Origin of the sequence: Microtetraspora sp. NBRC 13810, from assembly GCF_030268685.1 — a bacterium.
In the GTDB taxonomy this organism is placed as follows: domain Bacteria; phylum Actinomycetota; class Actinomycetes; order Streptosporangiales; family Streptosporangiaceae; genus BSRQ01.
The window spans coordinates 62,600-72,426 of sequence record NZ_BSRQ01000032.1 but is presented as its reverse complement, the minus strand read 5'-3'; the positions used below and the strand labels follow the sequence as shown (position 1 = coordinate 72,426).

The following is a 9,827-nucleotide window of genomic DNA, read 5'->3' as shown; positions in this document are numbered from 1 at the left end:
CGCGTTCGGCGAGGGCCAGGGCGAGGGCGGCGACGTGCACGTTCTGGCCGCCCGCGTCCACGCCGCCGACGGCCGCCAGCGGGCCGGCGTGCTCGGACACCATGTCGATCCTCACCCGGCCACCTCCCCGCCCGCGCCGTCCTGGCGGGTCACCGGGACGGTCCCGCTCACGCCCTGCTCCTGATCTCGCCTCTGAGCCGCCAGGCGCAGGCCAGCGGAGGGATGAACACGCTGGTGACCGCCATCCGCCCGATCTCCCCGCCGGTCCGCGGGCCAGGCGCGATCCGCCGCCACGCGAACCCCGCCGTCGCCCCCGCCCACAGGCCGCCCGCCAGCACGGCCCCGGCGCCGAGCATCCGTCCGGCGGGGCCCCGGCCCGCGACCAGCGCCGGGCTGAGCGCGAGCGCGGCCACCGCGGCGAGAGTGGTGGCCGCGTGCCCGCGCAGCCGGCCGGACGCGCCGATCGCGGCCCGCCAGCCCGGCCCGTGCACGCGGCGCATCAGGGCGTCGTCCTCGTTGCCGCGCTGCCGCCGCACGCTGGCCCAGAACCCGTCGTCGCGCACCGGGTGCCGGACCACCCTGCGCCCCTTGACCAGCCGGTGGCCGCGACCCAGGACGCGTAGCGCGAGATCGGCGTCCTCCCGGTAGGCCCGGGGGAAGCGTTCGTCGAACCCGCCGGCCCTGTCCAGGACGCTCCGCCGGTAGGCCATGTCGGCGGTGATCCAGGCGGCGTCCGCCAGGCCCGCGGTGGCGCGCTCGGCGTCGGTGAGCCGTTCCCGTTGTGGCAGCGGCACCTCCACCCGGCCCTGGCTGCCCGCGACGTCCGGCGGCAGGCCGGCCAGATCGGCGGCCAGCGCCCCGGTCCAGCCGGGCTCGGGCACCACGTCGTCGTCGAGGAAGGCCACCCACGGCGTGCCCGCCGCCCGCCAGCCCACGTTGCGCGCCGCCGCCGGGCCGCGCCCGCCCGAGCGCAGCACCCGCACCCCGTCCGGCAGATCCAGCGGCTCGGCGGGGCCGCGCCGGTCGTCCACCACGATCACCTCGGCCACCCTCCCGCCCGGCGGAGACCCGCCTCCCGGCCGGTCGGAGGAGAGACCGAGGGCGGCCAGGGTGGCGGACAGGCTGGGCCGGCCGACGGTGGGGATCACCACGGTGATCACGCCGGGAACACCTCCCGGCGCCGCGGTGCCTCGGCGGTGTGGGACGGCGGGCGTTCGCCGTGCCCGCGCCGGCCGAAGCGTCCCTGCTCGGCGGGGGCCGCACGCCCGTCGCTCACCGGCACCGCCGCCGGATCGTCGAAGATTGCGTTGATTCCCAGAAATCTCATCTGATCTCCCTCAGCAAGCCTGATGCATCCCTTGGCTACCGAGAGAAGCGCTTCTCAAACCGAGGGTAGCGCCGAGCCGTGGCGGGAAGGGTGAAAAGAATGTCACGCTATGTAGTTATTTGTCGGGCTTGGTGGGGCATGCACCGGATGACCTGGGAGGTGAGATTGACCCGTGCCGACCGTCGTCCGGCCGCCGTGTTCTTCGACCGGGACGACACCCTCGTCCACGACGTCCCCTACAACGCCGACCCGGCCAAGGTGCTGCCGGTGCGCGGCGCGCGGGCGGCGCTGGACCGGCTGCGCGCGGCGGGCGTGCCGATCGGCGTGGTCAGCAACCAGTCCGGGGTGGCCAGGGGACTCATCGGCCTCGCCGATCTCCGCGCGGTCAACGCCAGGGTGGAGGAACTGCTCGGCCCCTTCGACGTCTGGGCGGTGTGCCCGCACGGCGCCGCGGACGGCTGCGCCTGCCGCAAGCCGGAACCCGGCCTCGTGCTGCGCGCCGCCGGAATCCTCGGCGTGCCCGCCCGGGAGTGCGCCGTGATCGGCGACATCGGCGCGGACGTACGGGCGGCCGGCGCGGCGGGCGCGCGCGGCATCCTGGTGCCCACGCCGCGGACGCTGCCCGGCGAGGTGGCCGCCGCCCCCGAGGTCGCCGCCGACCTGGCGGCCGCGGTGGAGAGGCTGATCGGGTGAGGATCCTGCTCTGGCACGTGCACGGCTCCTGGACCACGTCCTTCGTGCACGGCCGCCACGACTACCTCGTGCCGCTGACCCCGGACCGGGGGCCCGACGGCCGCGGACGGGCGCGCACCTACCCGTGGCCGCCCGGCGTGCGCGAGGTGCCGTGGGACCGGCTGCGCGAAGAGGACGTCGACGTGGTCGTGCTCCAGCGCCCGCACGAAAGGGAACTGGCCGGACGATGGCTCGGCCGCCCGGTGCCCGCCGCCGTGCCCGCCGTCTACGTCGAGCACAACACGCCCGCCGGCGACGTCCCGCGCACCCGCCACCACCTGGCCGGCCGCGACGACGTCACCCTCGTGCACGTGACCCACTTCAACCGGCTCGTCTGGGACTCGGGCCGCGCCCCCAGCGTGGTCATCGAGCACGGCGTGCTCGACCCCGGCCCGCTGTACACCGGGGAACTGCCGCGCGCCGGGGTCGTCGTCAACGAACCCGTACGCCGTACCAGGGTCGCCGGCACCGACCTGCTGCCCGCGTTCGCCGCCGCCGTGCCGCTCGACGTCTTCGGCATGAAGGTCGCCGATCTGCCCGGCGGCCACGGCCTCTTCGAGGACCTGCCGCAGCGGGCCATGCACGCCGAACTCGCCAGGCGCCGCGTCTACCTGCATCCCTACCGCTGGACGTCGCTCGGCCTGTCCCTCATCGAGGCCATGCACCTCGGCATGCCCGTCGTCGCCCTGGCCGCCACCGAGGCCGTCGAAGCCGTCCCGCCCGGCGCCGGAGTGATCTCCACCCGGCTGGACACCCTGGTCGAAGCCCTGCGCGCCTTCACCGCCGACCCCGCCCACGCCGCCCAGGCGGGCAAGGCGGCCCGCACCGCCGCCCTCACCCGGTACGGCCTCGGCCGCTTCCTCGCCGACTGGGACCGGCTACTCGCCGAGGCGGTCCGCTGACCGAGGCTTGGTCGTGCGGTGACGCCGTGCTGAGCGGGCTGGGGCGGGTTCGCGCGGTGCGGCGGCTGAGATCGGTAATGTGGTGGAACGCTCCGCGGGCCGGGCGAGGCGCCGACGCGCCGCCGCCCGGCCGTCGCGGGCCCGCGGTCGGCCGGCACTCCGGACGGCCGGGTCCGACCGTCCGTCCCGGAGAAAGATCGGATGCGCCAGGTGGATCTGTCCCGCGTCGAATGGCGCAAGAGCAGCCTCAGCAGTGACGACACCGACTTCGTCGAGGTCGCCACGGTCCAGGCGGAGCACGTCGCCGGCACCCACAAGAGCGACGCCGCCGACCACCTCTACCTCCTGCGCGACTCCAAGCACCCCGACGGCCCGATCCTGGTCTTCACCCCCGGCGAGTGGCAGGCGTTCATGGCCGGAGTGAAGGACGGCGAGTTCGACGACCTGACCTGACCTGACCCGATCCGACCTGACCTGACCTGACGTGAGCGCCGGTCCGGGCCGCCGGTGGCCGAGGCCGCCCTGCCGTACGGGTCGTGGGACCGGCATGCGGTCCCCGCGAGGCTCGGCTCGCTCCGCCGTCCGGGCACGTTCCCCGTCGGCCAGGATCCGGGATGCGGCGCCTGCCCGAGTTCTTCCTGGCAGTCCCGGTTTGTTCGGGCGGTGCTCAGGCGATGTTCACGTGGACGCCGATGACCATCGTCCATTAGATTGTGGTCCGTCCGTAACCGGGGGATCCAAGCACTGAAGAGGAGCGCGACCGTTGCATCTTTCCTGTTGCTTGGCACCTCGCTCTCGGCATGAGTACAGGTAGCGAGGCTACAACGCGCCCCTGCCGCAGCTTCCGATCATCGGCCGACCGGCCGTCCCCGGAGCTGTGTTGCTCATCCAAGCACATGGAAGGTGTATCGAGTGCCCGACGGCAACTCCGCGAGCCCGACACATCCGGATTCCTCCGCGGGGCCTTCCCCGAGCGACTCCGTGACGCCCAGTCCGTCCCCCAGCGACTCCGTGACGCCCGGTCCGACACCGAGTGATTCCGCGTCGCCCAGTCCGTCCCCCAGCGAGTCGCCCAGTCCGTCTCCCGGCGACTCGGGCTCGCCGAGCCCGACACCGAGCTCTCCGCCTGGCACCCCGAGCCGTCCTTCGCTCGAACTCCCGCCGTGCCGGCACGACCCCCCGTGCCGGATTCGCCCGTGCCTGCCGCCGGACAGACTCGGCCGCCCGCCGGGTCCTCTCTGGCCTGGTCCCGGTGACCACGTTCCCACGCCGCCGCCCGCCAAGCCTGCCCCTGAGGGCGAGGACGGCTATGAGGCGCGAACCGACAAGATCGTCGCGTTCGCCGACGTGATGCTTGAGGCCGCGACGAACGTCCGCAGGATCAAGGCCAGGACCCCCACGGTCGAAGACTGGGGATGGTTCGACACCCCCCGCATCGTGAGCCCGCTTCTCGGCAGACTCAACGGATACGTCGGGGAATGGGTCGCGGCCGCGGGAACCCTGGAGCGAGTCCTCGACGAAGACGCGCTGAAGCTCATCGCTTCGGCGAAGGCGTATCGCGGCGCCGAAGAGGATGCCGGAGCGGCTGTCGATCAGACCAACCGGTGAAGGGTGCCCTAGATGCCGATCCCCTCGGACGGACCGTCCTACAGCAGCCCGACTTTACGGTCGGCCAAGAACCGTCTCGCGCAGGCCGAACGTCGTGCCGCTCAGCAGGCCAGGCCCGGTCCTGAGCCCAACTCGGTCAGCCCCGGTCACTCCAAGGTTGACGTGGCCAAGATGGACCGGGTCAATCACTCCAAGCCGGTCAAGCTTGACCTGATCAGGCTTAACCAGGCCAAGGTCGATCCGGGCTTCTTCCAGCGGGTGATGAAGCTGATCAAGGCTCACAACCGGCCGATCTATGCCGGCCTGGCCGTGTCCGGCCTGGCCGTCACCGGCACGGCGATGGTCGCCGCCGCCGTGGGGAACATGTCCAATCCGTTCAGGTTCTTCGAGGACCGCGGCGTATGGAACGAGATGCTGGGCGATCTCAAGCTCAGCGCCTGGGACGTGTGGGTCAGCTACTTCAGTGTGGTCTCGCCGTACTGGGGGGGGCACGCGTCCGAAACGGTTCAGCGGTATCTCCGGTTCCAGTTGATCGGCATGTTCGACGAGCTCGGTCGCGTCGCCACGGAGATGAGCAACACCCTGACCGGCTTGGCCTGGGATGTCGTGGAATACGATCTGAAGCTCGTCGCACTGCTGGTGTCGGCCGGCACCGCCTTCGCAGCCCTTCTGCCGTTCCGTACGCTTCCGGCTGTCAAGATCGCCCTGGGGGGGGTCGCCATCACCTTCCTCACCCTGCTCACAAGCCTTATTGATGAGTTCATCAAGAAGATCAAGGCGCTCGACCTCAAGCTGCAGACCCTCGGTCAGAAGATCTTCGAACTCCGAGGGCTCTTCACCGTGGGAGACGACAAGTTGCATCTGCAACCGCCGGGCTTCGACCCCAACCTCTGGGAGCCCGTCACCATGGAAAGCTCGTGAAGCCCGCTGACGCTTTCGGCGCGGGCGAAGGGGAGGAGCTCCAAGGGCTGTTCCGCGAGGTTGAACGGCTGGCCGCCGCGTTCGCGGCCGGGACGCGTGAGGCGGAGGAGCGCAGGGTGACCGGTGCCGACGGCACCGGCCGCGTGGTGGCCACGGTGGCGGGCTCGGCGCGGCTCCTGCAGGTGCGCATCGACCCCCGGGCGATGCGCGACCTCGACCACGTGGAGCTGAGCCAGGCCGTGCTGGACGCGGTCGGAGCGGCCCGCGAGGCCGCGGCGGAGGGGTTGACCGAGCTTCTGGGCGGGCTGAACGGCGGCCGGTCGCAGCCCGATTCGGCGGACAATCCGCTCACGCGTCACCTCGACGCGATCGTGCGGGAGGCCGAGCATGGATGACATGGACAGGCCGCGGCTGATCATGGAGCAACTGGAGCGGCTGGAGCGGTTGTCGGCGACCCAGACCGGGACCGAGGCGGCGGCGGAGCAGTTGGTGACCCGGGAGTTCACCGGTCAGGCCGACAAGGGCGGGATCGTGGCGACCGTGGACGGTGCGGGAAATCTGCTCGCCGTCGACATCAGCCGGCTGAGCAAGCGGCGGCACGACGGCGTGACGCTCGGCGACGCGGTGCTCGAGGCGATCCACGCGGCCGAGCAGGCCGCGGCCGAGGCGAGGTCCGCACTGACGGGCGGCCTGGGCGCGGGCCTCGGCCTGGATGACCTCTTCGGCGGTGTCAGGACCGACCCGCACCGGTTCTTCTCGTGATCTGAACGCGGCGCCTGCCGCCGCGCCCGGGACCACGCTCGCCGCGCGGTCCCGGGACACCACACCGGCCCGCGCCTCGGGCCCACCGCACCGGTGCTCGTGCCGGCGTGCCTACGCCTGCTCGGTGGCGGGCCGTTCCTCGAAGCGGATGGCGTCGAGGTCGTCGGCTGACTTCCGGTCCAGGATGGTGACGCTCGCGGCGGGGGAGATCGGGCCGGAACGCGCCCGCGCGATCAGCACCCGCCACCGCCGCACGTGCCGGGCGAAGGTGGCGGCGGTGACCACCCGGCCCCTGATCCGCTGCCCCTCGCGCGCGGTGGAGGGATCGACGTCGAGCAGGATGAGATGGACCTCCGCGCCGACCCGCCGGCTCAGCCAGCCGAAGCCGTGCAGGATGTGCGGCCAGGTGCCCCGGGTGTGCGCGACCACCCCGTGGCCGCGGGTCAGCGCCCGTGCGATCCGCCACACGTGCGTCACGTGCACGAACGGCGTCCGCCACCGTGGAGAGATGGGGCCCAGGTAGGGGGCCCACCAGTTGCGGGACTGCCGCGAGTCGATCACCAGGGCCCCGTCGGTGGGGACCGGCTCGCGCTCGTCGCCGTTCATCCGGTAGAGCCGGTCGAGCAGGGTGCTCTTGCCCGCACCGGGCAGACCCGCGAGAAGCACCAGTGATCCGGCTGGAAAGCGAACATCCGCTGCCGACTCCTGCCGGGTCGGTTCGGCGGTCATCAAATCCACCTCACAGAATAGGGGGCCCTTCCATCATGCGTGGTTGCGCCCTTTCCAGTGCGGATCAACATGGGAAACGTGATTATCAGCACCGTTCTGTAACCTCCGGGCTGAGCGCCGAAAAGCTTGCCGAAAAGAGACCGCAGCACACGTCGAGCCAGATGAGAGCGTCCTCATGGGCGCCTCACCGACGGTTCACCGGTCGTCTCCAGTCTGTTCACCAATGAGCTGGAAACCACTTCACGGAGGCGATCATGCGTGTCGAAACGCTGCTCGGGCTCGGCCTGGATCTGACCGCGATCACGCTGCTGGCCTATGGACTGTACTTTCGCCGGCATCACCGCCGCGACCTGCTCTTCGCCTACGTGGCGCTGAACGTCGGAATTTTCGCGGTGGTGTCCCTGCTGCTCGTGCAACGGGTGGATCTCGCGGTGGGGTTCGGCCTCTTCGGCGTGCTGTCGATCATCCGGCTGCGGTCGAACGAGATCACCCAGCAGGAGATCGCCTACTACTTCGTCGCCATCGCGCTCGGCCTGGTCAACGGCATCGCGGCGTCCTTCCCGCTCACCGCGCTCTTCCTGGACGTGGTGCTCCTCGTGGTGATGTACGTGGCCGACCATCCGCGGCTGCTCGGCCGTACCCGGCAGCAGACGGTGACGCTGGACGTCGTCTACGCCGACCCGGGCGCGCTGCGCGCCGACCTGGAGAGCCGGCTGCGTGGGGCGGTGCTCCAGGTCAACGTCACCCACGTCGACTACGTCAGGGACGTCACCGTCGTGGACGTGCGGTTCCAGGCGCCCGTCATGGAGGTCGCCCGATGAGCGCCACCGCCGCCTTCGGCGGCGACCGCCGGCCCCGCCCCGCCGCCGCGGGTCCTGCCGCGGCCGTGCCCGGGGCCGTGCCGGACGCCGGGGTCGTGCTCGCGGGGATCGCCGCCGGGCTGCCGCCGGTGGGCCTGGAGGACGCCGCCGAACTGCTGAGCCGGGTGGACCGCAAGTACCTGGTGCCCGCCCCGGTGATGGCACACCTCGCGGCCAGGCTCGGGGAGCGGTTCTCGGTGCTGAGGATCGGGACGCGCCGCCAGTTCCGCTACAGCTCGACCTACTTCGACACCCCCGACCTGCTCACCTTCCGCCAGCACCGCCAGGGCCGCCGTCGCCGGTTCAAGATCCGCGTCCGTACCTACCTGGACGGCGGCGGGCGCTGGCTGGAGGTCAAGCTCAACGGCGCCCGGGGCGGCACCGACAAGCACCGCATCCCGTACGACGCCGGCCCGGCCGGCGCGCTCAACGCCGAGGCGCTGGACTTCGTGTCCGACACGCTGCTCGGCAAGCTGTGCGTCCGCCCGCCGGAGACGCTGCGGGCCGTGCTGTCCACCGACTACCGCCGGGTGACGTTGATCGACGGCCCGGGGGAGGCCAGGCTCACCTGTGACACCGGGCTGGTCTGCCGGGACGGCAGGCGGATCGCCGCCGCGCGCCCCGACCACGTGCTGGTGGAGTCGAAGTCGCGGAACGGCGCGGCGCTGGCCGACACGATCCTGCGCGACCTCGGCGTGCGCCCGATCAGCGTCAGCAAGTACTGCCTCGGCGTGGCGATGCTCAGGCGTGCCGGGGCCAACCCCTGGCACCAGGTGCTCCATCGCTACTTCGCGGCGGGCGTGCAGCAGTCACCGGCGACGATTGTCACCCAATGGAGTGTTGCGAACGCGAAGAGTGAACATCATGACGGCTCCTGAGGCCGGGGGCAAGCCGTCGCGTGGTGCGGAAAGGCTGGCGGCGGGGGAGTCTGACACTAACTGTGATCGAACGATGACGGAGAGTGATGATGGATGCAGCGCAACCTAGTGAAGGGACTCCCCATGCGCACCACATCCAGAGTCATCGCCCTCGCCTTCGTGGCCTCGCTCGCGGGCTTCGGCATGGTCGGCGGCGCCGGCAGCGCGTCCGCCCAGGAAATCATCTGCTCCGGCAACCTTCTCGACGACGTTCTGTCCGTCAACCTGCCGGTGGCCTCGCCGGGCAGTGCCCAGGAGACCTGCGACGGCACCGCGACGCCGTAGTACGCGCGTCAGGCGCGCCATGCCTGAAGAGGCCCCGTCGGCCCGGCTCCCGCGAGGGACGGGCCCGGCGGGGCCCCGTGCGTGCCCGCCCGCCTAGGGCAGCTCGGCGAAGCGCTCGACCTGGTCGGTGCGCCCGGAGACCACGATGATGTCGCCGTAGGTCAGCACCGTGTCGGCGGTGGCGTAGGTGAACTCCTCGCCGGCCGTCTTCACCGCCACGATGGTGACGCCGTGCTTGCGGCGCAGCCCCGACTCGCCCAGCGGCACGCCGATGAAGTCCTTCGGCGGCCGGGTCTTGATCAACGCGAAGTTCCGGTCCACCTCCAGGTAGTCGAGCATCCGGCCGCTGACGAGGTGGGCCACCCGCTCGCCCATGTCGTGCTCGGGCAGCACCACATGGTGGGCGCCGATCCGGTTCAGGATCTGGCCGTGCTGGCGGCTGATCGCCTTGGCCCAGATGTCGTCCACCTCCAGCTCGACCAGGAGGGAGGTGGTCAGGATGCTGGCCTCGATGTCGCTGCCGATGGCGACCACGGCACGGTAGAAGTCGCCCACGCCGAGCTGGCGCAGCGCTTCGATGTCGGTGGAGTCGGCGGCGGCGATCTGGGTGATCTGGCCGGACAGGGCCTGCACGATCTTCGGCTTGTGGTCGATGGCGAGCACCTCGGTGCCGCGCCGTACCAGCTCAAGGGCGATGGAGCTGCCGAAGCGGCCGAGCCCGATCACCACGACAGGGTCGCTCGACCTCTCAGGCAAGGAACGCTCCAGGAATCGTCATGACACG

The 9,827-nt window shown here is 71.5% G+C and carries 14 protein-coding genes; 10 read left to right on the top strand and 4 right to left on the bottom strand.

What is annotated here, in order from left to right:
- Window positions 1-167: 167 nt before the first annotated feature.
- Both QSK26_RS39440 and QSK26_RS39435 read right to left on the bottom strand, forming a co-directional pair.
- Window positions 168-1,160: a glycosyltransferase family 2 protein gene (locus tag QSK26_RS39440; protein WP_285780482.1), complete on the bottom strand. Its 993-nt coding sequence runs from the start codon at window positions 1,158-1,160 to the stop codon at window positions 168-170.
- Window positions 1,157-1,327: a hypothetical protein gene (locus QSK26_RS39435; protein ID WP_285780484.1), complete on the bottom strand. Its 171-nt coding sequence runs from the start codon at window positions 1,325-1,327 to the stop codon at window positions 1,157-1,159. Before QSK26_RS39435 ends, QSK26_RS39440 begins: the two co-directional genes overlap by 4 nt.
- A gap of 159 nt (window positions 1,328-1,486) precedes the next feature.
- Between QSK26_RS39435 and QSK26_RS39430 the strand changes: the two genes are divergently transcribed.
- From QSK26_RS39430 to QSK26_RS39400, 7 genes are all read left to right on the top strand, one after another.
- A complete protein-coding gene (locus QSK26_RS39430) occupies window positions 1,487-2,020 on the top strand; it encodes a D-glycero-alpha-D-manno-heptose-1,7-bisphosphate 7-phosphatase (RefSeq protein ID WP_285780481.1) in 534 nt (177 codons plus the stop codon).
- Window positions 2,017-2,961: a glycosyltransferase gene (locus tag QSK26_RS39425; protein ID WP_285780480.1), complete on the top strand. Its 945-nt coding sequence runs from the start codon at window positions 2,017-2,019 to the stop codon at window positions 2,959-2,961. The genes QSK26_RS39430 and QSK26_RS39425 overlap by 4 nt, the downstream gene beginning before the upstream one ends.
- 201 nt (window positions 2,962-3,162) lie before the next feature.
- Window positions 3,163-3,414, top strand: coding sequence for a DUF397 domain-containing protein (locus QSK26_RS39420; RefSeq protein WP_285780479.1), 252 nt, complete (start codon window positions 3,163-3,165; stop codon window positions 3,412-3,414).
- A gap of 897 nt (window positions 3,415-4,311) precedes the next feature.
- Window positions 4,312-4,569, top strand: a complete 258-nt coding sequence (locus QSK26_RS39415; protein WP_285780478.1) for a hypothetical protein — start codon at window positions 4,312-4,314, stop codon at window positions 4,567-4,569.
- Between the two features lie 12 nt (window positions 4,570-4,581).
- Entirely contained in the window at window positions 4,582-5,490 is a 909-nt protein-coding gene (locus tag QSK26_RS39410; RefSeq protein WP_285780477.1) for a hypothetical protein, read from the top strand.
- The gene (locus QSK26_RS39405; RefSeq protein ID WP_285780476.1) at window positions 5,487-5,885 is read left to right on the top strand and encodes a YbaB/EbfC family nucleoid-associated protein; all 399 of its coding nucleotides are present in this window, start codon (window positions 5,487-5,489) and stop codon (window positions 5,883-5,885) included. Before QSK26_RS39410 ends, QSK26_RS39405 begins: the two co-directional genes overlap by 4 nt.
- Entirely contained in the window at window positions 5,878-6,252 is a 375-nt protein-coding gene (locus QSK26_RS39400) for a YbaB/EbfC family nucleoid-associated protein (protein ID WP_285780475.1), read from the top strand. Before QSK26_RS39405 ends, QSK26_RS39400 begins: the two co-directional genes overlap by 8 nt.
- A 111-nt stretch (window positions 6,253-6,363) precedes the next feature.
- On the opposite strand, the gene QSK26_RS39395 is transcribed toward QSK26_RS39400, so the two are convergent.
- Entirely contained in the window at window positions 6,364-6,981 is a 618-nt protein-coding gene (locus QSK26_RS39395; RefSeq protein WP_285780474.1) for an AAA family ATPase, read from the bottom strand.
- 254 nt (window positions 6,982-7,235) lie between these two features.
- On the opposite strand from QSK26_RS39395, the gene QSK26_RS39390 reads away from it, so the two are divergent.
- The 3 genes from QSK26_RS39390 to QSK26_RS39380 all read left to right on the top strand — a co-directional run bounded on the left by QSK26_RS39390 (window position 7,236) and on the right by QSK26_RS39380 (window position 9,043).
- Window positions 7,236-7,802, top strand: coding sequence for a DUF4956 domain-containing protein (locus tag QSK26_RS39390; RefSeq protein ID WP_285780473.1), 567 nt, complete (start codon window positions 7,236-7,238; stop codon window positions 7,800-7,802).
- Window positions 7,799-8,719: a polyphosphate polymerase domain-containing protein gene (locus QSK26_RS39385; RefSeq protein WP_285780472.1), complete on the top strand. Its 921-nt coding sequence runs from the start codon at window positions 7,799-7,801 to the stop codon at window positions 8,717-8,719. Before QSK26_RS39390 ends, QSK26_RS39385 begins: the two co-directional genes overlap by 4 nt.
- 123 nt (window positions 8,720-8,842) lie before the next feature.
- Window positions 8,843-9,043 carry a hypothetical protein gene (locus QSK26_RS39380; RefSeq protein WP_285780471.1) on the top strand — a complete coding sequence of 67 codons (201 nt, stop codon included), beginning with the start codon at window positions 8,843-8,845 and terminating at the stop codon, window positions 9,041-9,043.
- 93 nt (window positions 9,044-9,136) lie between these two features.
- Here QSK26_RS39380 and QSK26_RS39375 read toward each other — a convergent pair whose 3' ends face one another.
- Complete coding sequence (locus QSK26_RS39375) at window positions 9,137-9,799, bottom strand: potassium channel family protein (protein ID WP_285780470.1); 663 nt, start codon at window positions 9,797-9,799, stop codon at window positions 9,137-9,139.
- Window positions 9,800-9,827 lie beyond the last annotated feature (28 nt).

Bases quoted from the DNA above. Each gene is read 5' to 3' on its own strand.
- QSK26_RS39435 (WP_285780484.1), bottom strand. From the start codon at position 1,327: ATGAGATTTCTGGGAATCAACGCAATCTTCGACGATCCGGCGGCGGTG.
- QSK26_RS39420 (WP_285780479.1), top strand. From the start codon at position 3,163: ATGCGCCAGGTGGATCTGTCCCGCGTCGAATGGCGCAAGAGCAGCCTC.
- QSK26_RS39415 (WP_285780478.1), top strand. From the start codon at position 4,312: ATGCTTGAGGCCGCGACGAACGTCCGCAGGATCAAGGCCAGGACCCCC.
- QSK26_RS39410 (WP_285780477.1), top strand. From the start codon at position 4,582: ATGCCGATCCCCTCGGACGGACCGTCCTACAGCAGCCCGACTTTACGG.
- QSK26_RS39400 (WP_285780475.1), top strand. From the start codon at position 5,878: ATGGATGACATGGACAGGCCGCGGCTGATCATGGAGCAACTGGAGCGG.
- QSK26_RS39395 (WP_285780474.1), bottom strand. From the start codon at position 6,981: ATGACCGCCGAACCGACCCGGCAGGAGTCGGCAGCGGATGTTCGCTTT.
- QSK26_RS39390 (WP_285780473.1), top strand. From the start codon at position 7,236: ATGCGTGTCGAAACGCTGCTCGGGCTCGGCCTGGATCTGACCGCGATC.
- QSK26_RS39385 (WP_285780472.1), top strand. From the start codon at position 7,799: ATGAGCGCCACCGCCGCCTTCGGCGGCGACCGCCGGCCCCGCCCCGCC.
- QSK26_RS39380 (WP_285780471.1), top strand. From the start codon at position 8,843: ATGCGCACCACATCCAGAGTCATCGCCCTCGCCTTCGTGGCCTCGCTC.